Consider the following 24,865-nt stretch of genomic DNA (forward strand, 5'->3'; position numbering starts at 1 on the left):
GTTGGGCTCACTCCTCGTCGTTCTTGGCTGCTTCGAGCTTGGCCTTGACCGCGTCGGCTTCCTCGCCGCCTTCGGCTTCGAGCTTCTGGATGTAGGACACGGCGTCACCGACGGTGCGCAGTCCGGCAAGATCCTCGTCGGGGATCTTCACGCCGTACTTGTCCTCGGTCTGGACGGCGATCTCGACCATCGAGAGAGAGTCGATGTCGAGGTCGTCGACGAAGGACTTGTCGATAGTCACCTCGGACGGCTCAATACCGGTGACCTCCTCGATGATCTCGGCGAGTCCGGTGATGATGTCTTCCTGGGTGGCGGCCACTGAGTGGCTCCCTTCTCATTCGTGTGGATGAATCTGGAGTTGTGCAGGCACGACCCCATCGGCCGCGCCTGCGGCCCCACGCGCACCAGAGGTGCGCGCAGCAACCTAGCCGAGTTGTGTCAGCTCGGCCAGTGCGGAGATATCCCCCGGGGTCTGGAGTGCCAGAGTTGGCGTACCGCGCATTTCACGCTTGGCGATACCGACCAGTGTTCCGGCAGGTGGAAGCTCCGCGATCGCGGAGACCTGAGCTGTCCGCAGGCTTGCGGTGCACAGGTCCCACCGCACAGGTCGGGTTACCTGTGCGGCCAGCTTAGTCAGTGTGTCGGCGCCGGACGCCACCGGCGCGCCGTCGGCATTGGAGAGCAGAGTGCGGGTGGGTTCGCTGGGTGTGATCTTGGACGCAGCCTTGCTGACCGCTTCCTGGGCTGGAGCCATGAACCGGGTGTGGAATGCGCCCGCGACGGGGAGGGCGCGGACCCGCGCCCGCTCCGGCGGGTTGGCTGCTAGTTCCTCGAGTGCCGACAGCAGGCCTGCCGCGACGATCTGGCCGACCGCGTTGCGGTTGGCCGCTTCGAGACCCAGTTCGTCCAGGCGGGCGAGCACGACTGCCTCGTCACCGCCGAGAACAGCGGACATGCCCGTCGGTTCCAGCGCGCAGGCCTTGGCCATCTCCGCTCCGCGCACGGCGGCGAGGGCAACCGCGTCGTCGGTGGAGAGGACGCCGGCGATGGCGGCGGCCGCGAGTTCACCGACCGAGTGCCCGGCCGCGATGGTGTCTGCAGGAATCAGGCCACCCGCGTCAAGTTCCTCGAAGGCGAGTAGCGCTGTGGCAACGACGAGAGGCTGAGTGACCGACGTGTCGGTGATCTCCTCGGCGGTCGCGGTGGTACCGAGCCGGATGAGGTCGAGGCGGGCGGCCTTCGACCACAGCGCGACACGGTCTTGAGTGCCCGGCAGCTCCAACCAAGGGATGAGCATGCCGGGAGCCTGAGAGCCCTGACCCGGGGCGAGCAACGAAATCACTCTTTAAGAGAACACTGTCGAAGGCATGTCGCGAGATGCCGTTGCGGATGAACCTTTGTGAGCGAAATTGTCGGGTTCCCACAAAATTGCACGTGGGATGCTCGTATCGAATCGGGCCGTGCATTCGTTACAGTCCGACTTCTCCAAATGGGAAAGGTGGGACTGGTGTTAAACTTGTTATGGTTTCGTGATGCGAATGAGTTAATCGCCCCACAGTTGCGGCCACTCTGAGGACGTACGCATCCCGCGGCTTCGTCGGATCGCGGCCGGTGACTTCGGCGATTCGCTTGAGTCGGTATCGCACAGTATTTGGATGAACAAACAGCTGTCGCGCGCAAGTCTCAACCGCACCTCCACAGTCGAGATATGCGTCGAGGGTGTCGGTGAGAACGCCCCCGGCGGCCGCGAGCGGGCTGACGAGATGATCGTTCAGAGCGGTCACTGCGGCGTTGTCCCCGAGCAGCGCACGCTCGGGGAGCAGCTCGGCGGCATGCACCGGTCGAGGTGCACCGCGCCAGCCCGCGACCGCCTGCATCGCGGCGAGTGCCTCGACGGCACTGAGGTGGGCGGCACCCAGTGTCGGTGTGGTGGGTCCGATGATCACCGGCTCTTCCGCGAACTTGCCGAGGAGGTCGGTCATGAACCTCGAGTCGTCAGGCCCGTCCTGGAGTTCGCCACTGACCACCATCACGAGCCACGAACCCTGGACGACGGCGAGAGCGGCGCGGCCGTGCTTTTGCGCGATCGTGTGGACGGTGCTGACCACGGAGACCCGTTCGTCCTCGGGCGGTGTACCGACGATGACGGTGGCGGGGGCGGTGGCGTCCCAATTGAGGGTTGCCGCCCGCGACAGCATGTCGGAACCTGTGTCACCTCGGACCACGGCATCGACGACGAGGGCCTCGAGCCTGGTGTCCCAGGCGCCGCGGGACTCTGCCGCACTGGCGTAGACGGAGGCTGCAGCGAACCCGAGTTCACGCCCGTAACGCAGGACGGCTTCGGTGAGAGCGGTCAGTTGCTGTTCGTTGCGCGCAAGTGCAGGCAGCCACTGCTCGAAGAATTCCATCGCCACACGGACCATATCCACGGTCTGGCGGAGCGTGAGCCTACGAGCGAGGTCCTCCGGAATCACCTGGAACGCGTCGATACTGAAGCGGATGTCACTGTCGTCCGGATCCTTGAGCCACTCCAGGAAGTTGACGACGGCCGTCTGGACCAGTAACTGCACGTTGGAGCGTTGGGAGGCGTCGAGGTTGTCGAAGAATGGCAGCTGATCCTGCATCGTCGTGACTGCCTCAGTCGAGAGGCGTCCGGAGAACTGCTTGACGCGACGTAGCAATGCATCCGGCAACGGGTCCCGGGGTTCTCGCCTTCGGGAGACCATCGGACTCTGCTCGACCATGTTCAAGAACCTACGCCCCCCCGCCCGCGGTGTCCGACGGACACACGAGCGGGCGGCGAGGAGGTCGACGCCACGCGCTTGCCGTGTCGGTGTAGGCCGACGCTACGCGCTTCCAGTGTCGGTGTAAGACACGGTGGCGGCGCTGACGTCGCCGATGCGGTACCTGGTGGCGGCTTCGGCGGCCTTGGTCCGGTCGAGGGCGCCTTCTCCGGCGAGGGCGGCGAGGACGGCCACGACGATGGATTCGGCGTCGACGTTGAAGTACCGGCGGGCGGCCGGGCGGGTGTCGGAGAAGCCGAATCCGTCGGTGCCGAGCGTGGTGTATGAACCTGGCACCCACTGGCGGATCTGGTCCGGCACCGCCCGCATCCAGTCCGATGCGGCGACGAACGGGCCGGCCGCATCGGAGAGGGCCTGGGTGACGTAGGGCAGTGGGGCGTCGCTTCCCGGGTCGCGAAGGGCCCGCTTCTCGCATTCGACGCCCTCACGGCGCAGTTCACCCCAGGAGGTCACCGACCACACGTCCGCGGCGACACCCCACTCGTCGGCGAGAATCTGCTGCGCTCGCAGCCCCTCTGGCATTGCAACGCCAGAGACGAGGATCTGTGCCGCAAGCGCGGAGTCGGCGGAGCGCCCGTTGGTGCTGCCCCCGGACGCATCAGACTTCTTGAACAGGTAAATGCCCTGGAGCAGACCCTCGACGTTCAAGTTGTCCGGTTCGGCAGGTTGGGAGTAGGGCTCGTTGTAGAGGGTGATGTAGTAGAAGATGTTCTCTCCGCCGAACCCCGGCTCCAACGTGCCGTCAGCCGCCACGGTGCCGCCGTACATTCGCCGCAACCCGTCCTTGACGATGTGCGCGATCTCGTAGGAGAACGCTGGGTCGTACGCGACGACGGCCGGGTTCGTCGACGCGAGCAACAGCGAATGCCCGTCCGCGTGCTGCAAGCCTTCTCCAGTGAGGGTGGTCCGGCCTGCCGTGGCGCCCAGGACGAAGCCGCGGGCCATCTGATCCGCGGCCGCCCAAAATCCGTCGCCGGTGCGTTGGAATCCGAACATCGAGTAGAAGATGTACAGCGGGATCATCGGCTCGCCATGGGTGGCATAGGAGGTGCCGACCGCGGTGAACGAGGCGGTCGAACCAGCTTCGTTGATGCCCTCGTGCAGGATCTGCCCGGTCTCGGACTCCTTGTAGGCGAGCATCAGGTCCGCGTCCACCGCCGTGTACAACTGCCCGTTGCGGTTGTAGATCTTGAGCGACGGAAACCAGGAGTCCATTCCGAAGGTGCGGGCCTCGTCCGGGATGATCGGGACGATTCGCTTTCCGATCTTCTTGTCCCGCAACAACTCCTTCATGATCCGTACCAACGCCATCGTGGTGGCGACCTGTTGCTTTCCCGATCCCTTGCGCACTACGTCGTAGGTCTTGTCCGGCGGCATCGGCAGCGGGGCCGCATTAGTGCGCCGCTCCGGCAGGAAGCCGCCCAAGGCTCGGCGGCGGTCGAGCATGTACTGAATCTCCGGCGCGTCGTTGCCGGGGTGGTAGTACGGGGGCAGCTTCGGATCTTTCTCGAGTTCCGCGTCGGAGATCGGGATTCGCTGCAGGTCCCGGAAGTTTTTCAGATCATCGAGAGTGAGCTTTTTCATCTGATGGGTGGCGTTGCGCCCCTCGAAGTGCTTGCCCAGCGTGTAGCCCTTGATGGTGTGCGCCAGGATCACCGTCGGCTGACCCTTGTGCGCCTTCGCCGCCGCATACGCGGCGTAGATCTTGCGGTAGTCATGCCCGCCGCGCTTGAGATTCCAGATGTCGCGATCCGACAGATTCGCCACCAACTCCTTCGTCCGCGGGTCCCGGCCGAAGAAGTGCTCGCGCACGAACGCACCGTCGTTCGCCTTGTAGGTCTGGTAGTCCCCGTCCGGGGTGACGTTCATCAGGTTGACCAGGGCACCGTCCCGGTCGGCATGCAGCAATGCATCCCACTCGCGGCCCCAGACAACCTTGATCACATTCCAGCCCGCGCCGCGGAAGAATGATTCCAATTCCTGGATGATCTTGCCGTTGCCGCGGACCGGGCCGTCGAGGCGCTGCAAGTTGCAGTTCACCACGAACGTCAGGTTGTCGAGGCCTTCGGTGGCCGCGACGTGGGCCAGACCCCGAGACTCGGGTTCGTCCATCTCCCCGTCCCCCAAGAACGCCCACACGTGTTGATCGGAGGTGTCCTTGAGGCCGCGGTCGTCCAGGTAATGATTGAATCTTGCCTGGTAGATCGCGTTCATCGGGCCCAGGCCCATCGACACTGTCGGGAACTCCCAGAAATCGGGCAACAGGCGAGGGTGCGGGTACGACGGCAGTCCGCCCCCCTGGTCGGCATGCGAGGCCTCCTGCCGGAAGCCGTCCATCTGTTCCGCCGGGATCCGCCCCTCCAGAAACGCACGCGCGTAGATACCGGGGGAGGCGTGGCCCTGAATGAATATCTGATCCCCGCCACCGGGGTGGTTCTTGCCGCGGAAGAAGTGGTTGAACCCGACCTCGTACAGCGCCGCAGACGATGCGTAGGTGGAGATGTGGCCGCCTACGCCGACACCCGGACGTTGCGCACGTGTCACCATGATCGCGGCGTTCCAGCGGATGAACGCCCGATACCGGCGCTCGACCTCCTCGTCACCGGGGAACCACGGCTCGTTCTCCGTCGGGATGGTGTTCACATAGTCGGTGGATGTCAGCGCCGGCAACGCGACGTGCTTCTCCCCGGCCCGTTCTAGCATCCGCAACATCAGATACCGGGCACGGGTGGGCCCGGATCGATCGAGTAGTCCGTCGAACGACTCCAACCATTCCGTGGTCTCATCCGGATCGATATCCGGCAGATACGACGCGACACCCTCACGAATGACGCGAACGCGGCCCTCTGGACCCGGGGTTGCACTGGGGTTGGCAGTTTGGGCCGCTCCGGCGCCGGAGGCGGCTTTCTCTGGTTGAGACGCGGGTCCCTGGATCAGGTCTGACAACGTTGCTCCTCATTGTGGTGGGACGCACGGTGTGGCGTCCTTTCCATGCGATCGCGGCCTTGTTGGGCCCGACCCCTCTCCTTGATGAATACGGCGCGGATGAATATGGCGCGCCCTTCATCTTTCCCCATTGCGGCGCAGTCGGCACACCCTGATCGGGTTACTCTTCGGTAGCGTTTGCGCAGTTACAGGCCCGAACGGTTGAGGTCGTCGATGCCGGGAAGTAACCGCGAGAGACGACTGGGGCGGCGCAACTCGCGGCTGGAGCCTGGCGGACGACGGCTACCCCCGGTGTCGGTGTCTCACGGCGTGTGGCGGCGCTTGATGCAATCGAGACCTACAACACATTCACCGCTGCGGCCCCTGCCGTCGCCGTGGGCGCCGCTGTCAAAAGTGCCCGCGGCTCTCTTCCGACGACCTGACAGGCACGTTCGCCGATTGTGCGAATAGCTGTCACAATCTTGCGACGGCCGCGGACGGAGGTGGATACAGCGACGATCTGAACATTTTCGCGAGCTGAGGTAACCAGCTCAGCGATTCGATTCGGAAAGCCTGCCCCACATCCCGACTTCGGCACCGTAGGCTCGGTCAATGACAGCGATCCGCTACTTTGTGAAGAGTATTCGCGTGCCCAGCTTGCGCGAACGCGCTCGAGCATGTTCGCTTTCATCTAATTGAACTTCATCCGGCAGGTGTTCGGGTACTCGTACTCGAACACCGTCAACCAAAGGAGGACCGCACCGTGGTCGCCGCGGCGGACGCCCAAAACTACGCCCAGAAACTCGGAATCTCTGCCGACATGGCGGTACAGGAACTGGGCTGGGACGAGGACACAGACGACAACCTGCGTTCGGCAGTCGAGGAAGCCATCGGTAGAGAACTTCTGGACGAGGATTCCGACGAGGTGATCGATGTCGTGCTGCTGTGGTGGCGCGACGAAGACGGAGATCTGGTCGATGCCCTCATGGATGCCATCGGCCCGCTGGCCGATGAGGGATTCGTGTGGGTCCTCACACCCAAGACGGGTCACACCGGTCACGTGGAGCCCAGCGAGATCGCTGAGTCCGCACCCACTGCAGGCCTCACCCAGACCTCGGCGGCGAACCTCGGGGACTGGTCGGGGAGCCGTCTGGTTCAGCCGAAATCGCGTCCCGCGAACAAGCGCTGAATCCGTCATCCTCACACTTCGTCAGCTAAGGACTATGCAATGCCACTCGAGGTGGGGGCGATCGCCCCTGATTTCACCCTCAAGGACCAGAACAACCAGGAAGTGACACTTTCCGACTACCGCGGAAAGAAGAACGTCCTGCTCGTGTTCTACCCCCTTGCGTTCACCGGAACCTGTCAGGGTGAACTCTGCAGGGTTCGGGACGAACTGCCGAAGTTCGAGAACGACGAAACCGCCATTCTCGCGCTCTCGGTTGGTGCGTCGCCGACCCACAAGATCTGGTCAGCAGAGCAGGGGTACACCTTCCCGCTGCTCGCCGATTTCTGGCCGCACGGTGCGATCGCGCAAGCTTATGGCGTCTTCAACGAGAAACTGGGCTTTGCGAACCGCGGCACCTTCGTGATCGACAAAGACGGTGTCATCCGGTTTGCCGAGATGAACGGGCCCGGAGAGGCTCGTGACCAGGGAGCTTGGGAGAAGGCGCTCGCCACGCTAGAGTCCTGATGCGCACCCGGCGAGTATTTCGCCGGGTGTTCGGGCGTGTAGCTCAGTGGTAGAGCTCTGGTTTTACACACCAGCGGTCGGGGGTTCGAAACCCTCCGCGCCCACACAAGTTCGAAGCCTCGCCGTGCATGCCGATGCAGGTAGGGGCTTCCTTAGTCTGACAGCCATCTCGACATGGACAGGTAGTGTCGCGAGGTTGACCGTCCATCGTCCGGAATCTCGCCGTATATTTGTGACCATGCCGACGTACAAGGTGACGCTGCGCAACGGGACGTCGCGCGACAGGATCTTCGAATCAGACTTTCAGGCGGTCAACGAGACGCACAGGCCTCACTCCGAATCTGGGGCGGGCATTGTGAAGATCGACCGCTACGAGGAAGACGGGAGCCGGGCCGACGTGTGGTCCGCGTGACCGGGTTCGACCAGACGCATCTAGTGCAGTTGGCACGCCGTCATGTCAGCAAGCCTCGACGATCGACTTCGGCCTCGAGTTCCCCGATCAGGCGGGTGACGCCGTCGACGGTGTCGCAGCCGTAATCGTTTGCGATCGATTCCCCGAGTAGAGCACGCTGCTCGCTCAGCGCGACGATCAATTCATTGTCGGCGAGATTCGTCGTGTCGATATGCATCCCTCGATCGTCCCAGGCGGTGCAGGTGAAACCAATGCCCTCATCAGAGGCTGTTCACCGGAGAAACCGGAAACCCGCCCAGCCACGAAGGTGTGTTTGAGTCAGCACCAGAGATGAGGGCGGGGCGGGATCCTGCGCCGCCCGACATGGGGGGAACGAGGCGACGTCCTAATTGTAGTGGGAGAAGAGGGAAATCGACGAAACTCTTGGCGTACTATCAGGATTCGGCACTTCTGCCGAAGAATTCGCTGGGCCTGTTCGCCTACCGTACGGTAGGCCGGAACTCCTTTTCCATCGACTGCAACGCTGGTTGATAGAAATAGCGTGTGCATCTACTTTCCTTTTCCGGCACGGCCCGCGCCGCCGGTCTACTGCTCGGCTACGCCGCCGACCGCCTCCTAGCTGACCCCGCCCGATGGCACCCCGTATCCGGATTCGGTCGCATGGCAAAGGCATTGGAAACGGTGACCTACCGCGATTCCCGGTTGTTCGGAGTCCTGCATGCGGGAACGTTGATAGGCGGAGCGGCTGGTCTGGGCATCGTGACGGCCCGCACTGCGCAGCGTGGTGGATGGGCAGGAGAGGCCGCGGGGACAGCCGTCGCGACCTGGGTCGTCCTCGGTGGAACGTCACTGGGCCGGACCGGGGCTGCCATGGCCCGGCACCTCGAGGTGGGTGATCTCACCGCCGCCCGTGCTCTGTTGCCGTGCCTGTGTGGGCGTGATCCCAGCGGGCTCGGTGTGGACGGCCTCACACGGGCTGCACTGGAGTCGGTGGCCGAGAACACCTCAGACGCGGCGGTCGGGGCGCTCGTGTGGGGGGCGCTGGCCGGCATTCCCGGCCTGTTCGCCTACCGAGCGTCCAACACCCTCGATGCGATGGTCGGCTATCGCTCGCCGAAGTACCGCAACTTCGGTTGGTCCGCGGCGCGCTGGGACGACGCCGTCAACCTATTTCCTGCCCGCTTGACGGGTGTATTGACCGTTGTGGCTGCCTCCACTGTCGGTGGATCGACTGTCGAAGCGTGGGAGGTGTGGCGCCGCGACGCAGCTGAGCATCCCAGTCCCAATGCGGGAGTCGCGGAGGCGAGCGCTGCAGGAGCCCTGGGAATATCGCTTGGGGGGCGCACCGAATACGCCCACGGTGTCGAGATGCGGCCTCGCCTGGGATCCGGGCGCTCACCCGAACCCGTGGACCTCGACCGTGCTGTGCAACTCTCCAGCGCAGCACAGGGCGGTGCGGCCCTCGTGTCAGCGGCCCTTGCCGTAGCGGTCGGCCAGCTTTGCTTCCGTCGCCGTTCTCGGTGCTGATTCCGCCGGCCTGGTCCTGGTGAACGGCTTCTTTCGTGCGACGGGTACGGGTCCGGAGTCGCCAGCGGGCTTCGCGGACTTCTCCCTGCGGCGTTCGAGCCACTCCGCCCGGATGAAGTAGGCAAGGCCCAACGGCGCCATGATTCCGAACGCCAGCCACTGAAGTCCGTACGACAGGTACGGGCCCGCATCGAGTTGCGGGAGCGGAATGGTGCCCAGGCCACCGGGCTGACCTGGTTCGAGTTGGACGTATGCGTCCACCAGATCGGTGCCGATGACGCCGCCGATCTGACCCGCATCGATGTAGTAGACCTGACGCTGCCCGTTCTCGATGATCGGTTCCTTGCCGGGGATGGTGCCTTCCGACTTGCGGACACGGCCGTCGAGTGTCATCTGCCCCGTCGGCGGCGCATCCACCGGCGGCGCCTCGGTTCCCTGTACGGGTCGGACGTAGCCGCGGTTGACCAAGATGGTGCTGCCGCTGGACAGTTGCAGCGGGGTCAGGACCTCGTACGCGGGTTGCGCTTGGATCGATCGCAGCCGAACCAGGAGGTCGCTGTTCTGGAGGTACTCTCCGGTGGCCGTGATGCGCCGCCATTCGTCGTCCGGACCCAGCGCGGTCCCGGACAGCAGGCTCTCCACCGGGACCGGGTCGGCATCGACCGAATCGGCGATCAGTTGGTTGCGGTGTTCCGTCGACGTGTTCTTGCCGAGCTGCCAGGGTGCGAGCACGTAGAAGCACATGAAGGCGAATCCGGCCACCACCAAGGCCAATACCAGCCAGCCGGGTCGCAACAGAAATCTCAGCCTTTGCACGTTTCCACGGTAGCCGTTCGCGTGCGGGGCCCCCGATCGTGGGTTACCGATCGCACACCCAGGCCAGCAGCCCGGGAACCGCGGCCTCGATCTGGCGGCGAACCCGTTCGAAGTCCTCGAGGTCGCCGTAGAACGGGTCGGCCACGGACGAGGTATCCGCGTCCGGGTCGAAACTGCGCAGCAGCCGGCGGCGCTCATCCGGAACACCCAGATGGGCAAGCTCACGGTCGTGGTTCGCGGCCAGAGCTACACCAGTTCCGCGCCGAGATTTCGATCGCGCGGACGTCGGCCTCACTGCCGACGTGGAAGCCGTGGGTTCCGGCGCTGCTCACCGTGACGCGGTCGGCGAGGGCTTCACGGCGCAGATGTTCGGCGAAGATCTTCTCGGCCATGGGGGAGCGGCAGATGTTCCCGGTGCAGACGAATGTCACGTGCAGCGCCAGTTCAGACGGAGCCAGTTCAGACGGCGGCATCGAGCATCCTCCCGAGGTCTGCGACGGTCCGTGCGCGGGTGTGCGCGCGATCGGCTTCGACGGGGAAGCCGTAACCCCACTCGACGAAGACCGTGGGAATACCCCAGTGTGCGGCGCCCAGTACGTCGTGGTCGCGGTCGCCGATCATCAGGACGTCGGCGGTGGCACCCTCGACGACGGTGATGCCGAGATTCTGTAGCGAGTGCTCGATCACGTCCAGCTTGGACCGGCGACTGCCGTCATCGCTGGAACCGCCGATGAACTCGAAGTAGTGCGCGAGCCCGAAGTGCTCGAGGATGCGCACAGCGAATCGTTCGGATTTCGACGTGGCCACAGCGAGCCGTCTACCGCTGTGGAGGGCGCGGGCGAGCACCTCCTCGATGCCGTCGAAGGTCGAGTTCTCGGCCCAACCGATGCCGTCGTAGCGCTCGAGGTAGGCCGCGATCGCAAGCCGCGCGAGATCCTCTTCCAGTCCCAGCGACCGGAACGTGTCGATCATCGGTGGGCCGACCACGCTGTCGATCATCTCGTCGGTCGGTTCCGGCTGCCCGATAGTCGCGAGCGCGTGCCGAAACCCGGCGTGAATGCCGGGTGCGGAGTCGGTGAGCGTGCCGTCGAGATCGAACAGCACGATCGGGGCCGATAGTGCCGAACGGGCGGACTGGGCCGAACGGGCGGAGGCCTGAGAGGTGGAGAGAGATGTCACCGGACCATTGTCCCCTAGGGTCGACATCTGTGGACATACGTGCCGGTAGTCGGGAAAGCCTGCGTCATCACGGTGACGCCGATCTGGTGCCCGGTCACCTCGATTTCGCTGTGAACGTGCAGGGCGACGGACCGCCGGGATGGTTGCGCCAGCGTCTCGCCGACGCGTTGCCTCGCCTAGGTTCCTATCCCACAGTTGCGGCCGATCTCGCGGCCCGGACCGCAGTGGCCTCACGGCACGGTCGGAGTCCCGAGGAAGTGCTGCTCCTCGCGGGCGGGGCCGAGGGCTTCTCCCTGCTCCCACGGCTCGGAGCGAGGGCGGCCGCGGTGATCCATCCGTCGTTCACCGAACCGGAGTGGGCGCTGCAGGAGGCTCACGTGCCGGTCACCCAGGTGCTGCTCGAAGACCCGTATTGTCTCGGCTCCGCAGCCGTCCCGGAATCCACCGACCTGGTGGTGGTCGGGAATCCGACCAATCCGACGTCGATGCTGCACCCTGCAGAGGAGATTCTGGCGTTGCGTCGCCCGGGCCGGATCGTGGTGGTCGACGAGGCGTTCTCCGACGCGGTACCGGGCGAGAGTGAATCACTGGCCGGTCATTCGCTCCCCGACGTACTGGTGCTGCGTAGTTTGACCAAGACTTGGGCGCTCGCGGGACTACGATGCGGGTACGCGCTCGGTTCCCCCGAGATCCTCGATCGGCTGCAGGTGGGTCGCGCGCACTGGCCTCTGGGCAGCCTTCAGGTGGAGGCGATCGCCGCGTGCAACGCCCCGGATGCCGTTGCCGCCGCCCGGGATCATGCTGTGGTGCTGGGGCGCTGGCGTGACGGCATGATCCGGCGGCTACGCAACATCGGCGTTGCGGTGCATCTGCCCGCTGCCGCGCCGTTCCTGCTGCTAAGTTTTCCGGACGGCGAACTGATGCGGGGGCATCTTCGTGAGCGGGGAATCGCCGTGCGGCGCTGCGACACCTTCCCCGGCCTCGGACCCGACTTTCTCCGGGTCGCGGTGCGGCCCCGGCAGCAGGCCGACGCCCTGATCGATGCGATGAAGGAGATCCTTTGAGTTCGGTTCGTCTCGCCGATGTGATCGCGGCGCTGGATTCCGCCTACCCGCCCGCGCTGGCGGAATCCTGGGATTCGGTCGGCCTGGTGTGCGGCGACCCCGAGGACGCGGTCACGACGGTGATGGTCGCGGTGGATCCGACGGCTACGGTGGTCGACGAGGCCATCGACGCCGGTGCCGACTTACTCGTCGTCCACCACCCATTGCTGCTACGCGGAGTCGACACGGTCGGAGCCCACACCCCGAAGGGAGCGTTGGTGCACAGGCTGATCAAGGCCGGATGCGCCCTGTTCACCGCGCACACCAACGCCGATTCCGCGGACCCCGGGGTGTCCGACGCTCTGGCGGCGACCCTCGGACTGATCGTGACCGGCCCGATCGAGCCGCAACCAGGCGAGGACCTCGACAAATGGGCAGTCCTGGTGCCGGTCGGCGACGCAGATAGGGTGCGTTCCGCGCTGTTCGATGCAGGGGCCGGGTACGTCGGCAACTACCGCGACTGCAGCTGGTCCGTCACCGGGCAGGGGCAGTTCTTGCCGACCGACGGTGCGAACCCCAGGCTCGGCGCGATCGGCGCACCCGAAGCTCTCGAGGAGTGCAGGCTCGAGGTGATTGCCCCACGGGGCATCCGGCAGAAGGTTCTCGCTGCGATGCGGGCTGCCCATCCGTTTGAGGAGGTCGGGTTCGACGTGATGGAGATGGCGACGTTCCCTAGTCCACGAGGCCTGGGGCGGGTGGGAGAACTGGCCGAGCCGCTGTCGCTGCGCGACTTCACGGACCGGGTCGCAGACGCTTTGCCCGCCACGGCCGGTGACGTGCGGGCCGCCGGCGACCCCGAGGCCACTATCCGCACCGTCGCCGTCTGCGGGGGCTCCGGCGACTCGCTTCTGGGCGCGGTCTTCAGACTCGGTGTGGACGCCTATGTGACCGCCGACCTGCGTCATCACCCCGCGGACGAGCACCTGCGCGTCGGCGGACCGGCCTTGATCGACGTCGCGCACTGGGCCAGCGAGCGGCCGTGGTGTGACCAGGCCAAGGGTGTGATGGACGTCGCATTCGCACAGACGCCGCAATGGCAGGTGCTGCTGTCGTCCGTCAGGACCGATCCGTGGTCGCTTCGCGCATCGTCGTAGCCTGGTGCGGCTGGAGGAGGGGATATGCGGGGTACGGTTGACCACTCAGCCATCTGCACAGAAGATCCCTCAACAGAAGACAGCAGGAGTTACCACGCGTGAACGTCGAACCACAGGTGCAGTCCAAGCTTCTCGACCTCGCCGGCGTCGATGCGGAGCTGTCGAGGATCGCCCACCGGCGCACCTCGCTTCCCGAGCGTCAGGAGGTCGAGCGGCTAGAGGCGGAGCGTGTCAAACGCAAGGATGCCGCGGTGGCCGTGGAGATCATCCTCGACGATCTCGACCGTGACATCCGCAAGCTCGAAAGCGAGGTCGATGCCGTCCGTCAGCGTGTGGCCCGCGACCGCACGCTCCTCGAGAGCGGGTCGGTGGGGGCGAAGCAGCTCACCGAACTCGAGCACGAACTCGGTAGCCTCGCCCGCCGTCAGGGACTGTTGGAGGACGAACTGCTCGAGGTGATGGAGCAGCGGGAGGCTTCACAGTCAGATCACGACCACGCGGGTGCGCAGTTGTCGCAGATCGAGCAAGACCTTATCGACGCTTCCAGGCGCCGCGACGACGCCGTTGCGGATCTGGACGCCGCGGAACAGCGCTGCATGCGAGACCGCGCAGCACTTGCCGATCAGTTCCCAGCCGATCTGATCACCGTCTACGAGAAGCAGCGCAGCCAGAACGGTGTCGGAGCCGCGCTGCTTCAAGCGCGGCGCTGCGGTGCGTGCCGCATCGAACTCGACCGCGGCGAGATCTCGCGCATCGCAATTTCCGCACCGGACGCGGTCGTGCGCTGCCCCGAATGCGGCGGGATCCTGGTGCGTACCAAGGAATCCGGTCTGTGAGTGTCGGTCGGGTTGTCGTCGAGGCCGACGGTGGTTCGCGCGGCAACCCGGGCCCGGCAGGCTATGGTGCCGTGGTTTTCGACGCCACGCACAACACCGTTCTCGCGCAGCGCTGGGAAAGCCTCGGTGTGGCGACCAACAACGTCGCCGAATACCGGGGACTGATCGCGGGCCTCACCGCGGCGGCCGAACTCGGTGCGTCGACGGTAGACGTACGGATGGACTCCAAGCTGGTGGTCGAACAGATGTCCGGGCGGTGGAAGGTGAAGCACTCGGACATGATTCCGTTGCAGCGCAATGCATCCGAGATCGCCCGACAGTTCGAGCAGGTCAGCTACACGTGGATCCCACGCGCTGAGAACTCGCACGCAGACCGACTCGCGAACCAAGCGATGGACGACGTGGCCTCCGGGCTCGAGAACGAGTCGGTGCCGACTACCTTGCAGGCCACGCCCGCGATCCCGTTGCAGGCATCGTCTGCGGCAGCGGGCTGGGTGGACGCGCTGGGTGCCCCGACCCGGATGCTGTTGCTGCGGCACGGGCAGACCTCGTTGTCCGTCGAACGACGCTACTCCGGCCGGGGGAATCCGGCTCTCACTGAAATGGGACGCGCACAGGCGGATGGTGCGGCCAAACGCCTTGCCGGACATGATGGAATCGTTGCAGTCGTGTCTTCGCCCCTCGTTCGCGCGCAGCAGACCGCTGCCGCTGCCGCAGCCGCACTCGGGCTTCCCGTCGCCGTGTTCGACGGCCTCACCGAGACCGACTTCGGCGAGTGGGAGGGCCTCACGTTCAGGGAGGCCGCGGACCGCGACCCCGAACTGCACCGCCGCTGGTTGTCGGACACTTCGGTCCGGCCGCCGTCGGGGGAGAGCTTCGACGAGGTGCGCGAGCGCATGGTCCGAGTCCGGGACGACCTCACTGCGTCCTACGCCGGCGGCACCATCCTCGTGGTCACCCACGTGACCCCCATCAAGACCCTGCTGCAACTTGCACTCGACGCGGGACCGTCGCTGCTGTACCGGTTGCATCTGGATCTCGCGTCGCTGAGTATCGCCGATTTCTACCCCGACGGCGGCTCGTCCGTCAGCTTGGTCAACGACACCTCCCACGTCTGAGGATTTGTCAGAGCACGAGCCACAGCGCGGTCACCGCGGCGAGCAGGGTCAGCGGTGTCGTCGCCAATGCGAGAACGGTGAAAGTCCTCAGATCTGGGGGTGAACCGGCGCGGGCCGCGACTCGTCGCCACAACATGATCGCGAGCGATCCTACGTAGGTGAGGTTGGGGCCGAGGTTGACGCCGAGCAGCATGGCCAGGATCAGCCCTGTCGGCGCACCAGTTCCCAGCGCAGCCAGCAGAAGCAGTGTCGCGGGAAGATTGTTGACCAGATTTGCCGCGACCGCCGCGACGACAGCCATCAGCAGCAACCCCAGGAAGGTCGTGTCGGTGGGCAGTCTCGAGCCGATCCAGTCGCCGATCGGACCGTTCGCGACTCCTGCGACGACGACCCCTAAGATCAGGACGAACGCGCAGAACCACGCGTCGACCGAATAAGCGATGCGTCCGAGGTTGGTCCGCCCCTGTTGAAGCGCGACCATGCCAAGCACGATCGCCCCCGCTGCAGCCACCCATGCGGGCGCGACTCCCACGAAGCCCGACACCGCGAAGCCCACGAGTGTTGCCGCGATGATCGACAGCGCGGCCGTCGGTGCCGCGGTTTCGGGGTGCGGTGCGGGTTCGGCGTCGGGCCGCACGAGGTGCCGTCGGAAGAACAGTCGGAACAGGATCAATTCAACGACGATCGAGACCATCCACGGCAACGCCATGATGGTGGCGAAATGCAGGAAACTCAGCCCGGTGGCGGAGAAGGCAATGAGGTTGGTGAGGTTGGACACCGGGAGCAGGGTCGAAGCCGTGTTCGACAGGTGAGCACTGGCGTACGAGTGCGGCCGCGGATCCATGTGCAGCGATCGGGCGGTAGCGATCACCACCGGGGTCAACAGGATGACAGTGGCATCGAGACTGAGCACTGCGGTAGTAAGTGCCGCGGACCCGAACACGAGTGTCAGCAATCTCTTCGGGTCATCGCGTGCCCTGTGTCTGAGCAGGCCCGCGATCCAGGTGAACACTCCCATGGCGTCCGCGAGGTGTGCGAGGACGAGGATCGCGGCCAGGAACCCCACGGTCGGGGCCATCTCGGTCACCTCGCCCCACGCCTCGGACGGTGTCACCAGCCCCACCGCCAACACGACTGCAGCCGCCGGCGCGGTGGCGACGATCTCGGGAAGGCCGCGGGGGCGAACGACCGCGAAGACGAGGACCGCGGCGACGAGCGTCACCGCCAGAATTGTCACCGCGGCATCACACCAGAAGCTTCCGGAGTGTGCGCAGATTCCGGGTGGTTGTAAAAGCCTTGAGTTTGGGCGCGCCGGTTCTCTTCCCGAACCTGCTCTTCAGTGTCATACCTCGTTCGACTTCCCAATACAGGACGCCGTCACCGGCCTGAACGCGTTCGATCTCGGGATCGAGTTCGTCCCGAAGGCTCGCCAACTCGTCCAGGACCTCAGGCTCGGGCGATACCAGAACGTACGGGTGCCAACCCTCACGTTCGGGATCGAACGGGTAGTTGTCGACGATCCTCCGGATCGTGTCGACCTCAAGCACGAATACCCAGGCTTCGTAGTGGAATTCGGCACGGAGAGCCGTTTCGATCCCGCACTCGAGTGCGGGGACGTCGGCGCGGTCGGAATCGAACAGCACGTTGCCGGATGCCAGGACGGTCTTCACGTTGTCGAATCCCAGATCACTGAAGGTATTACGCAGGTCGACCATCTTGATGTTGATGCCGCCCACGTTGATACCGCGCAACAGTGCGGCGTATCGAGTCATCTCTCGACCATAGTGCGGTGCCGGGTCAGGTTCGGGCGAGCGGTAGTCTTGTCGGGCGGACGAGTTGGCCGGGCGGCCGCGGCAGAGGGAACCAGCACCGCGTGCGCGTGCACAGGCCCTTCGTCGAGGAAAGTCCGGACTCCACAGAGCAGGGTGGTTGTTAACGGCAACCCGAGGTGACTCGCGGGACAGTGCCACAGAAAACAGACCGCCGGTGCCGCACCCTTCGGGGTGAGGCGCCGGTCAGGGTGAAACGGTGCGGTAAGAGCGCACCAGCACCCCGGGTGACCGGGGTGGCTAGGTAAACCCCGCCCGGAGCAAGGTTGAAGACCGCATCGGATCTTTCGGGATCCCGGTGCGGTTGCGCAGGTGTTCGAGGGCTGCTCGCCCGAGCCTGCGGGTGAACCGCTCGAGGTACCCGGCGACGGTGTGCCCAGATGGATGGTCGCCACCCGGCGCTTCGGTGCCGGGGACAGGATCCGGCTTACACGCCAACTCGTCCGCCTCTCCCGATACCTGACCTGGTTGTGGTCCCAGATCTGGTTCGCGTCCACGCCTCGATACCTTCAGCGCAGAATCAACTCGCTGTCCGAGGTCGACGAGAGCAGGCGGGCACAGGTTGCGGCAGCAAGCGCGGCCGCTTAGCTGGGAACACCCTCGATCCTGCATCCCATATCGCCCGACCAACCCTCCCGAATGTGTGGACATATCCGTGCGAAAGCGTGTAGTTCTGCATGTCAGGCGAACCGGCTGGAGGAATCGGGTCGGCTCAGTCGGCATAGTGCGCTGCTTCGAGATCGGCGCCCTCACCGCCCGCCACGGTGACCCTAGGATGGGGTGCGGGGGTTGAGTGAGGGAGCAGGAAGCAGTGACCACTGAGCCCATTTCCACGAACGGCAAGAAGGCCTGTATTCGTGCGGCGACCAGCCCATACGGACCTGACGACGAACGGGGGGCGCTGAACCTGCTCAGTGCTGAACGGCAGGAATCCATTGTCGCCCGCGCCGACGCGTCGTCGGTGTACGACCTGAGTATCGACTACTTCGTAGGCATGCCCAGCGTTCAAGCTGCAGGTGATCCTGCATACCAAATCTACATGAGCCACACTCCCATCGGGACTGTGGTCGACAATCTCAACGGTGCAGGCGAGCGTTTGAACCGCCATGTCTGCTTCTCCGGCGATGTGATCTTCATGTACACCCATACCGGAACTCATATCGACGCTCTCAACCACTTCGGTGTCGACGGCGCGATCTACAACGGCTTCACGGCAGAGGAGAACCTAGGCAGCCGGCATTGGATGCGCGCCGGCGCCGAGACGATCCCCCCGATCGTCGCGAGAGGTGTCCTCCTCGACATCGCCGGAATCAAGGGGGTCGACTGCCTGCCGGACTCGTACGCGATCACTGTCGAAGATTGCAAGGAGTCTCTCGACCGCCAAGGTCTCACCCTCCAGGAGGGCGACGTCGCACTCGTTCGGACCGGCCGGATGCGCTACTGGCCGGATGCGGCGAAAGTACTCGGCTGCCCGCCTGGACTTGGGCTGGAGGCGGCCCGCTGGCTCACCGGCCAATCCATCTCAGCGATCGCATCGGACCAGGAGTGCGTCGAGGTCGGACCCTCTGAGCACGAAGATAACTGGTTGCCAGGGCACTGCCATTTCCTGGCGGAGGCAGGGGTTCCGATGATCGAGCTCGTCAACCTGGAGGAACTCGCCCGTGACCGTGTCTACGAGTTCTGCCTCATCGCTGCACCGATCAGGCTGCGAGGTGCCTCCGGAGCTCCGCTGCGTCCGCTTGCAATGCCGTTGAAGGGATAGGCACTCAGCGGCACGACGAACCGAAGCGCTATTGCTCTCGCAGCGTTCAGCACAGTGAGATCCACACCTGTGAACGCCCGAGTACGGTGCGTCCGTCGAACGTGACGGTCAGATCGATTCTCGCGGTACCAGCATCCTGGTCGACCTGCCCTACCTCGGCGACCACGTCGACGACCGCACCTCCCTCCGGGTCGACGATCACGGGCTTGGTGAAGCGGGCCCGGTAGCCGGTGATCCTGGCCGGGTCGCCGAGCCAGTCGACGACGCATTGCGTCGACATCCCCAGCGTCAGCATGCCGTGTGCCACTACGCCCGGAAGGCCGACGGACTTCGCGGCGGCGTCGCGGTAGTGGATGGGATTGAAGTCACCCGACGCCCCGGCGTAGCGAACCAGTGATTCGCGGGTCACGTGGTAGCGCGCCTTGGCGACGGTGTCGCCAAGCAGGATTCGCTGGGAGGACGTCATTGGTCACCTCTGACGAAAAGGTTGGAGGTGATCGTGCTTACGTGATCGCCTGTAGCGTCGACGATCTTGATGTCGGCCACGAGCAGTGTGTGTACGCCGCGCGGCGTCACGCCGGTGATGGTCAACACAGCGGAAAGTTCGTCGCCCGCGACGACGGGGCGTAGGGAGCGGGCATGTTCCGCGCTGTGTACCAGATTGCTGGATTTGATACCCGTGGTCGGATCCGCGACCAGCTGCGCGAGTGCACGTCCCTGGACGATGACGGGAAACGTAGGCGGTGCAACGAGATCAGCATGGCCTGCGGCGCGAGCGCTGACGACGTCGAAGGAGGTCGTGTTGGTGGAGAAGACTGCGCGTGCGAACTCCCGGATCTTCTCGCGACCGACGAGGTATGGCCTGGTCGGCGGGTAGACACGACCCTCGATCTCTGGATTGACTGCCATTCCTCAAGCCTAGAGAGGTCCGAACCGGTAGGAGGTGTGAAGCGGTCGAGGACTTGTCGCGAATCTGCCAGACATGGTGAAGCCCAGACACGGTGAAGCCCAGACACGGTGAAGCCCAGACACGGCGAAGCCACTGCCGCCCGTGACGGCAGGAGCTTTCAGTTGTCGACAGCCGTCAGCCGGGGTCGACCATCAGCAGTTGGGCCCAGTACGTGGCGCCCTCGGCACCGAGGTAGGGAAGCAGTTGGTCGAAAACGATTGTTGACATCTCGCCCCGTTCTTTGTTCAAGCACTGTTTGCTGAAGACAGAACGTGTGCACCACGCTCATTGACGCCGGTGAACGGATCCCCCGGACAGAGCTAGGACGATAGCAGCCCAAGCACGATCCCAACCCCCATCGGCCCGACCAGTGTCACACTGAAGACATGAAAGACGAGGATCATCTCTGGTACTACGACATAGAGAACGGAACCGTCACGCAGGGAAAGGCGGCGTCGTCCTTGTCCAGGATGGGGCCGTATCCAGACCGAGACTCTGCCGAGGCAGCTTTGCAGATCGCCGCTGAACGGAACAAGGCGGCGGACCGGGCCGACAAGGAGTGGAACAACTAGCGGGGCGTCAGTGCCTGAATCGGTCTGTCGCCTCTACGAGGTGATGGATGATTCCTGGCTCCATCGCGGAATGTCCGGCGTCATCGACGATTTCGAGCCGGGAGCCGGGCCAAGCCCGGTGAAGGGCCCACGCACTCGTGGCCGGGCACACCACGTCGTAACGACCCTGCACTATCACGCTCGGAATGCCGTCCAGTGCCGCGGCGGCATGCAGTAGTTGGCCCTCGTCGAGGAATCCGCGGTTGTAGAAGTAGTGGTTCTCGATGCGGGCGAAGGCGAGCGCGAATCTCGGTTGGGAGGTATCCGCGACCCGCTCAGGCTTGGGGAGTAGCGAACTCGTTGCTCCCTCCCAGGTCGACCATGCGACCGCCGCCCGCATTGCGGTGTCGGGGTCGTCGGAGTGCAGGAGTCGGTGATAGGCCTCGACGAGATCGCTACCGCGTTCCGATTCTGGCACCGGGGCTAAAAACTCCTCCCACAGTTCAGGAAACAGATGTCCGGCGCCGCCGTTGTAGTACCAGTCGATCTCGCTACGGCGCAGCAGGAATATGCCGCGTAGCACCAACTCGGTGACCCGATGCCGATGTTTCTGTGCATACGCGAGTGCCAGGGTGGACCCCCACGACCCGCCGAAGACCTGCCAGCGGTCGATGTCGAGGTGGCTTCGCAGCATCTCGACATCGTCGATCAGATGGTCGGTGGTGTTGACGGACAGTTCCGCTCCGTCGGCGACGTGGGGAGTGGACCGACCGCACCCGCGCTGGTCGAGCAGCACGATCCGATACGCTTTCGGATCGAAGAATTGCCGCTGCGCAGGGTCTGTGCCGCCACCCGGTCCGCCGTGCAGGAACACCACCGGTTTCCCGTCGGGATTGCCGCTCGACTCCCAGTGCACCTGCTGGCCGTCACCGACATCGAGGTGTCCGAGCTGGTAAGGCTCGAGGGGAGGGTAGAGAGTGCGAAGCGGTGTCACGTGGAGACCCTAGAACCCGATCAGACCAGACGCCAGGTCGGGGATCTCCAGCGCGGTCACCGCTCCCTGCCGGATGTCAGGGCAGGCCGCCGTGGTGATCACGTCGATCCGTCCACGATCCCCAAGGAAGTCGAGCGCGTTGAGGTTGTTCTTCGCGATCCACGTTCCGACCAGTCCGTTCAAGCCGGTCTTGCCGATCGTCGGGGTGTAGGTTCGCCAACTCTGCAATTGGCCCTCGATGTCGGTGCACAGTTGGGTGGCCTGCGCCTCGGTGACCGCACCTGGAACCAAGGCGACACCGGGACCCGCCACGGCGGTGGGACTCGGGGGTATGGAGTCGGGCGCCGGCGGTGTGCCCTGCCCGGCGCACCCGGTGACGACCGCTGCGAGTGCGATCGTCCCGGCTGCGAGCACGACCAGGTGATGACCACGACCGGTACGGAACAACCCTCGCTGTTGCATGTATATCCCCTCGATGTTGTGCCGTACCGGTCAGTGAAGGGCTAGCTAGAAGCTGTGCTCTTCCGCCGGGAATTGTCCGGTACGTACCTCTGCGGCGTACGCCGCGGCCGCGTTACGCAACTCGTCGCCGACGTTGCCGAAGCGTTTGACGAACTTGGCCGTCTTGCCGCTGGTGAAGCCGGCCATATCCTGCCAGACCAGGACCTGGGCGTCGCATTCGGCGCCCGCTCCTATGCCCACTGTCGGGATGCTGAGTTTGCGGGTGACCTGTCCGGCGATGTCGGCGGGCACCATCTCCATGACGACGGAGAAGGCGCCGGCTTCCTGCACCGCGATCGCGTCTGCGACCAGCTGTTCCGAGGCGCCGCCGCGTCCCTGCACGCGGAATCCGCCGAGCGAGTTGACGCTCTGCGGGGTGAACCCGACGTGGGCCATGACCGGAATGCCGGCGGCCGTGATCGCTGCGATCTGAGGAGCGACGCGCTCGCCGCCTTCGAGCTTGATTGCGTGGGCGAATCCTTCTTTCATGAAGCGGACCGCCGTCTCCAAGGCCTTTTGGGGTGAACTTTCGTAACTGCCGAACGGCAGATCCGCCACCACGAGTGAATGCGGCGCACCGCGGACTACCCCGCGGACGAGGGGGAGGAGTTCGTCGATCGTGACGGGAATGGTGGTCTCGTAGCCGTAGACGACGTTCGCGGCCGAATCGCCGACGAGAAGGACCGGGATACCGGCTTCCTCGAAGATCCGCGCGCTGGAGTAGTCATAGGCAGTGAGCATCGACCACCGCTCGCCTGCGTCCTTCATGGCCTGGAGGTGATGGATGCGGGTCTTGCGTGTGGGTGCGCCGTGCGCCGGCGCCGATCCGTAGAGCTGCTCTCCTAGCGGGCTCGCCGGTGACTTGCTATCGGACATCTCACTATGCGACATCGTCAGTCCCTTTCTGGCCTCGAGGCCCTTGGCGGGTCCCCGGGTGTGGGTGATGGCGAGTATCAGTCTGCCACCGGCCACTGGGCGAGCGAAGTAGTTGTACGGGTGCAATAGATCACACCCATCGCCAGGGCTGTTACCTGCCGGAAAACCTGCCGGGCCCCGAACCTGGCACGATCGTTCTATGTCGAAGAGTGCCTGGGTGCCGGCCGCGTTCGCGGGATGCCTTGCCATTGTCCTTGTCGTCGCCGGCTGCGCATCGGGCGTACGAGGCACAGCGGGGCCGGACGGGGCCGCCACGGCCCCGTCCGGCCCCGTCCCCGCAGGACTGGAGGACTTCTACACGCAGCAGGTGGACTGGGGCTCGTGCGATGGGTACTCCACGGACGGATCCCCGCTCGGCGACAATCTCGACTGCGCGAAGGTGACCGTGCCCAACGACTACGCGAATCCCGGGGGTGCAACCGTGCACATTGCCGTGTCCAGGTCGAAGGCGACCGGAGACAAGGTCGGATCGCTGCTGGTGAATCCGGGTGGGCCGGGAGCGTCAGGGATCGGACTGGCATCCGTGGCGGACGGCACGGATCTCGAGGAGCGGTTCGATGTCATCGGTTTCGATCCGCGCGGCATCGGTGCATCCACGCCGCAGGTGGCCTGCCTGACCGCAGCGGAGGCGGACGCGAAACGTAAGGAAAACGATGTCGACATGAGTCCCGCCGGGATCGCGCGAATTGAGGCGGAGAACCGGGAGTACGCGAACAACTGCGCCGAGCGGACGGGGGTCGATGTACTCGCGCACGTCGGAACGTACGACGTCGTGCGCGACATGGACGTCATCCGCGCGGTGCTCGGTGACGAGAAGCTGAACTATCTCGGCTACTCCTACGGCACCCGTCTCGGTTCCACTTACGCGGAGACCTTCCCGGGCAACGTGAGAGCGATGGTCCTCGACGGCGCGCTCGATCCGGAGCAGGACCCGACCGAGGAAGTGATCCTTCAGGGCGCCGGATTCCAGGACGCATTCGACGCCTTCGCCGCGGAGTGCATGCAGCAGGCGGACTGCGCACTCGGCAACGATCCGGCACAGGCGATCGCGAGGTTCCGTGCACTCGTCGACCCGCTGATCGACCAGCCTGCCGCGACGACCGACCCGCGCGGCCTCAGCTACGGCGACGCGATCACCGGCGTCCAGCAGGCCCTGTACACGCCGAATCTGTGGGGTCTGCTCCGTGGGGGCCTGGAGAGTCTGGAATCGGGCACGGGTGATTCGCTGCTGACGCTGGCCGATCTGTACGAGGGCCGCTCCAATGACGGCACCTACTCCAACCTGAACGACGCCTTCACCGCGATTCGCTGTGTGGACGATCCGCCTGTCACCGATCCTGCGGTGGTCGGCGAGGCGGACACCCGGTTCCGGCAGGTGGCGCCGTTCCTCGATGACGGCCGCGGCACCGGCAACGCTCCGTTGGACACCTGCGCATTCTGGCCCGTCCCAAACACGGGCACGCCGCACACCATCGTCGCACCGGGAATCCCGCCGGTCGTGGTGGTCTCGACCACCGAAGACCCGGCGACGCCGTATCAGGCGGGCGTGGATCTCGCGAAGCAGATGAACGGTGTGCTGGTCACCAATCGGGGCACCCAGCACACCGTAGTTCTCAACGGGAAAGCCTGCGTAGACGACGCGGTCACTGACTATCTGGCAGACCTCACGGTGCCGCCTGCCGATCTGACGTGCTGACGTGCTGACGTGCTGACGTGCTGACGTGTTCATGCCTGACAGAATCGACCGAGACGTTCGCTCGCTGGCACGATGCGAGATCCGTGGCGGGCAAATCAGCGAAGTTACACGGATTTAATGAACTTTGCCTACTCTCGCGG

25 protein-coding genes, 1 tRNA gene, 1 other RNA gene and 1 pseudogene are annotated in these 24,865 nt (G+C 64.9%); 13 read left to right on the plus strand and 15 right to left on the minus strand.

Translation table 11 applies throughout. The features are described from left to right. Positions 1-7 precede the first annotated feature (7 nt). From acpM to aceE, 4 genes are all read right to left on the minus strand, one after another. A complete protein-coding gene (gene acpM / locus RM2_RS08695) occupies positions 8-319 on the minus strand; it encodes a meromycolate extension acyl carrier protein AcpM (protein ID WP_072688427.1) in 312 nt (103 codons plus the stop codon). Between the two features lie 105 nt (positions 320-424). Beyond that, on the minus strand, positions 425-1,342 hold the full coding sequence (locus tag RM2_RS08700; protein ID WP_072688428.1) for an ACP S-malonyltransferase: 918 nt from the start codon (positions 1,340-1,342) through the stop codon (positions 425-427). Positions 1,343-1,469: 127 nt separating this feature from the next. Then, complete coding sequence (locus tag RM2_RS08705) at positions 1,470-2,744, minus strand: PucR family transcriptional regulator (RefSeq protein WP_072688429.1); 1,275 nt, start codon at positions 2,742-2,744, stop codon at positions 1,470-1,472. Positions 2,745-2,846: 102 nt separating this feature from the next. Continuing rightward, a complete protein-coding gene (aceE, locus tag RM2_RS08710; protein WP_072688430.1) occupies positions 2,847-5,750 on the minus strand; it encodes a pyruvate dehydrogenase (acetyl-transferring), homodimeric type in 2,904 nt (967 codons plus the stop codon). 742 nt (positions 5,751-6,492) lie between these two features. Between aceE and RM2_RS08715 the strand changes: the two genes are divergently transcribed. The 4 genes from RM2_RS08715 (at position 6,493) to RM2_RS24430 (ending at position 7,834) form a co-directional block, all read left to right on the plus strand. Further along, positions 6,493-6,918, plus strand: a complete 426-nt coding sequence (locus RM2_RS08715; protein ID WP_072688431.1) for a DUF3052 domain-containing protein — start codon at positions 6,493-6,495, stop codon at positions 6,916-6,918. A 39-nt stretch (positions 6,919-6,957) separates the two neighbouring features. Continuing rightward, complete coding sequence (locus RM2_RS08720; protein WP_072688432.1) at positions 6,958-7,422, plus strand: peroxiredoxin; 465 nt, start codon at positions 6,958-6,960, stop codon at positions 7,420-7,422. 32 nt (positions 7,423-7,454) lie between these two features. Then, positions 7,455-7,526: transfer RNA gene (locus RM2_RS08725), tRNA-Val, on the plus strand. A 134-nt stretch (positions 7,527-7,660) separates the two neighbouring features. Then, positions 7,661-7,834: a hypothetical protein gene (locus RM2_RS24430; protein ID WP_169846693.1), complete on the plus strand. Its 174-nt coding sequence runs from the start codon at positions 7,661-7,663 to the stop codon at positions 7,832-7,834. Positions 7,835-7,874: 40 nt separating this feature from the next. Here RM2_RS24430 and RM2_RS24435 read toward each other — a convergent pair whose 3' ends face one another. Continuing rightward, positions 7,875-8,051: a hypothetical protein gene (locus RM2_RS24435; protein WP_169846694.1), complete on the minus strand. Its 177-nt coding sequence runs from the start codon at positions 8,049-8,051 to the stop codon at positions 7,875-7,877. Positions 8,052-8,377: 326 nt separating this feature from the next. On the opposite strand from RM2_RS24435, the gene RM2_RS08735 reads away from it, so the two are divergent. Continuing rightward, positions 8,378-9,361, plus strand: coding sequence for a cobalamin biosynthesis protein (locus RM2_RS08735; protein ID WP_072688434.1), 984 nt, complete (start codon positions 8,378-8,380; stop codon positions 9,359-9,361). Here the strand turns inward: RM2_RS08735 and RM2_RS08740 are convergent. The 3 genes and pseudogenes from RM2_RS08740 to RM2_RS08750 all read right to left on the minus strand — a co-directional run bounded on the left by RM2_RS08740 (position 9,302) and on the right by RM2_RS08750 (position 11,356). After that, positions 9,302-10,177 carry an SURF1 family cytochrome oxidase biogenesis protein gene (locus tag RM2_RS08740; RefSeq protein ID WP_072688435.1) on the minus strand — a complete coding sequence of 292 codons (876 nt, stop codon included), beginning with the start codon at positions 10,175-10,177 and terminating at the stop codon, positions 9,302-9,304. The genes RM2_RS08735 and RM2_RS08740 overlap by 60 nt on opposite strands. A gap of 43 nt (positions 10,178-10,220) precedes the next feature. Then, positions 10,221-10,650 (minus strand): annotated as a pseudogene (locus RM2_RS08745) (arsenate reductase/protein-tyrosine-phosphatase family protein). Beyond that, entirely contained in the window at positions 10,637-11,356 is a 720-nt protein-coding gene (locus RM2_RS08750; protein WP_072688436.1) for an HAD-IA family hydrolase, read from the minus strand. Before RM2_RS08750 ends, RM2_RS08745 begins: the two are co-directional and overlap by 14 nt. Here RM2_RS08750 and cobC point away from each other — a divergent pair. From cobC to RM2_RS08770, 4 genes are all read left to right on the plus strand, one after another. Beyond that, the gene (gene cobC / locus RM2_RS08755; RefSeq protein WP_072688437.1) at positions 11,350-12,420 is read left to right on the plus strand and encodes an Rv2231c family histidinol phosphate aminotransferase CobC; all 1,071 of its coding nucleotides are present in this window, start codon (positions 11,350-11,352) and stop codon (positions 12,418-12,420) included. The genes RM2_RS08750 and cobC overlap by 7 nt on opposite strands. Then, on the plus strand, positions 12,417-13,553 hold the full coding sequence (locus RM2_RS08760; protein WP_072688438.1) for a Nif3-like dinuclear metal center hexameric protein: 1,137 nt from the start codon (positions 12,417-12,419) through the stop codon (positions 13,551-13,553). The genes cobC and RM2_RS08760 overlap by 4 nt, the downstream gene beginning before the upstream one ends. 98 nt (positions 13,554-13,651) lie before the next feature. After that, positions 13,652-14,389 (plus strand): zinc ribbon domain-containing protein, encoded by a 738-nt coding sequence (locus RM2_RS08765; RefSeq protein ID WP_072688439.1) that lies wholly within the window; start codon positions 13,652-13,654, stop codon positions 14,387-14,389. Next, the gene (locus RM2_RS08770) at positions 14,386-15,507 is read left to right on the plus strand and encodes a bifunctional RNase H/acid phosphatase (protein ID WP_072688440.1); all 1,122 of its coding nucleotides are present in this window, start codon (positions 14,386-14,388) and stop codon (positions 15,505-15,507) included. Before RM2_RS08765 ends, RM2_RS08770 begins: the two co-directional genes overlap by 4 nt. A 7-nt stretch (positions 15,508-15,514) precedes the next feature. Here the strand turns inward: RM2_RS08770 and RM2_RS08775 are convergent, their stop codons facing one another. Continuing rightward, positions 15,515-16,744, minus strand: coding sequence for an SLC13 family permease (locus RM2_RS08775; protein ID WP_072688441.1), 1,230 nt, complete (start codon positions 16,742-16,744; stop codon positions 15,515-15,517). A 7-nt stretch (positions 16,745-16,751) separates the two neighbouring features. Then, complete coding sequence (locus tag RM2_RS08780) at positions 16,752-17,279, minus strand: DUF1697 domain-containing protein (protein ID WP_072688442.1); 528 nt, start codon at positions 17,277-17,279, stop codon at positions 16,752-16,754. A 60-nt stretch (positions 17,280-17,339) separates the two neighbouring features. Between RM2_RS08780 and rnpB the strand changes: the two genes are divergently transcribed. After that, positions 17,340-17,782, plus strand: an RNA gene (gene rnpB, locus RM2_RS08785) — RNase P RNA component class A. A gap of 365 nt (positions 17,783-18,147) precedes the next feature. After that, complete coding sequence (locus tag RM2_RS08790) at positions 18,148-19,098, plus strand: cyclase family protein (protein WP_072688443.1); 951 nt, start codon at positions 18,148-18,150, stop codon at positions 19,096-19,098. 46 nt (positions 19,099-19,144) lie between these two features. Here the strand turns inward: RM2_RS08790 and RM2_RS08795 are convergent, their stop codons facing one another. Together RM2_RS08795 and RM2_RS08800 are read right to left on the minus strand one after the other, a co-directional pair. Further along, positions 19,145-19,564 carry a MaoC/PaaZ C-terminal domain-containing protein gene (locus RM2_RS08795; protein WP_072688444.1) on the minus strand — a complete coding sequence of 140 codons (420 nt, stop codon included), beginning with the start codon at positions 19,562-19,564 and terminating at the stop codon, positions 19,145-19,147. Next, positions 19,561-20,007: an FAS1-like dehydratase domain-containing protein gene (locus RM2_RS08800; protein ID WP_072688445.1), complete on the minus strand. Its 447-nt coding sequence runs from the start codon at positions 20,005-20,007 to the stop codon at positions 19,561-19,563. Before RM2_RS08800 ends, RM2_RS08795 begins: the two co-directional genes overlap by 4 nt. 426 nt (positions 20,008-20,433) lie before the next feature. Between RM2_RS08800 and RM2_RS08805 the strand changes: the two genes are divergently transcribed. After that, on the plus strand, positions 20,434-20,619 hold the full coding sequence (locus RM2_RS08805; RefSeq protein WP_072688446.1) for a F0F1 ATP synthase subunit epsilon: 186 nt from the start codon (positions 20,434-20,436) through the stop codon (positions 20,617-20,619). Between the two features lie 7 nt (positions 20,620-20,626). Here RM2_RS08805 and pip read toward each other — a convergent pair whose 3' ends face one another. Genes pip through panB form a run of 3 tightly spaced genes read right to left on the minus strand, consistent with a single transcriptional unit; the run spans position 20,627 to position 22,969 of the window. Continuing rightward, positions 20,627-21,592: a prolyl aminopeptidase gene (pip, locus tag RM2_RS08810; protein ID WP_072688447.1), complete on the minus strand. Its 966-nt coding sequence runs from the start codon at positions 21,590-21,592 to the stop codon at positions 20,627-20,629. Between the two features lie 9 nt (positions 21,593-21,601). Further along, positions 21,602-22,054, minus strand: coding sequence for a hypothetical protein (locus RM2_RS08815; protein ID WP_072688448.1), 453 nt, complete (start codon positions 22,052-22,054; stop codon positions 21,602-21,604). A 45-nt stretch (positions 22,055-22,099) separates the two neighbouring features. After that, positions 22,100-22,969, minus strand: a complete 870-nt coding sequence (gene panB, locus RM2_RS08820) for a 3-methyl-2-oxobutanoate hydroxymethyltransferase (RefSeq protein ID WP_072688498.1) — start codon at positions 22,967-22,969, stop codon at positions 22,100-22,102. 199 nt (positions 22,970-23,168) lie between these two features. On the opposite strand from panB, the gene RM2_RS08825 reads away from it, so the two are divergent. Continuing rightward, complete coding sequence (locus RM2_RS08825) at positions 23,169-24,725, plus strand: alpha/beta hydrolase (RefSeq protein WP_072688449.1); 1,557 nt, start codon at positions 23,169-23,171, stop codon at positions 24,723-24,725. Positions 24,726-24,865: the final 140 nt, after the last annotated feature.

Source organism: Rhodococcus marinonascens NBRC 14363, assembly GCF_001894885.1.
In the GTDB taxonomy this organism is placed as follows: domain Bacteria; phylum Actinomycetota; class Actinomycetes; order Mycobacteriales; family Mycobacteriaceae; genus Rhodococcus_F; species Rhodococcus_F marinonascens.

Coding starts and splice junctions, on each gene's coding strand:
- RM2_RS08705 (WP_072688429.1), bottom strand. CDS start 2,744: ATGGTCGAGCAGAGTCCGATGGTCTCCCGAAGGCGAGAACCCCGGGAC.
- RM2_RS08720 (WP_072688432.1), top strand. CDS start 6,958: ATGCCACTCGAGGTGGGGGCGATCGCCCCTGATTTCACCCTCAAGGAC.
- RM2_RS24430 (WP_169846693.1), top strand. CDS start 7,661: ATGCCGACGTACAAGGTGACGCTGCGCAACGGGACGTCGCGCGACAGG.
- RM2_RS24435 (WP_169846694.1), bottom strand. CDS start 8,051: ATGCATATCGACACGACGAATCTCGCCGACAATGAATTGATCGTCGCG.
- cobC (WP_072688437.1), top strand. CDS start 11,350: ATGTCACCGGACCATTGTCCCCTAGGGTCGACATCTGTGGACATACGT.
- RM2_RS08780 (WP_072688442.1), bottom strand. CDS start 17,279: ATGACTCGATACGCCGCACTGTTGCGCGGTATCAACGTGGGCGGCATC.
- RM2_RS08795 (WP_072688444.1), bottom strand. CDS start 19,564: ATGACGTCCTCCCAGCGAATCCTGCTTGGCGACACCGTCGCCAAGGCG.
- RM2_RS08800 (WP_072688445.1), bottom strand. CDS start 20,007: ATGGCAGTCAATCCAGAGATCGAGGGTCGTGTCTACCCGCCGACCAGG.
- RM2_RS08805 (WP_072688446.1), top strand. CDS start 20,434: ATGAAAGACGAGGATCATCTCTGGTACTACGACATAGAGAACGGAACC.
- RM2_RS08815 (WP_072688448.1), bottom strand. CDS start 22,054: ATGCAACAGCGAGGGTTGTTCCGTACCGGTCGTGGTCATCACCTGGTC.
- panB (WP_072688498.1), bottom strand. CDS start 22,969: ATGTCCGATAGCAAGTCACCGGCGAGCCCGCTAGGAGAGCAGCTCTAC.
- RM2_RS08825 (WP_072688449.1), top strand. CDS start 23,169: ATGTCGAAGAGTGCCTGGGTGCCGGCCGCGTTCGCGGGATGCCTTGCC.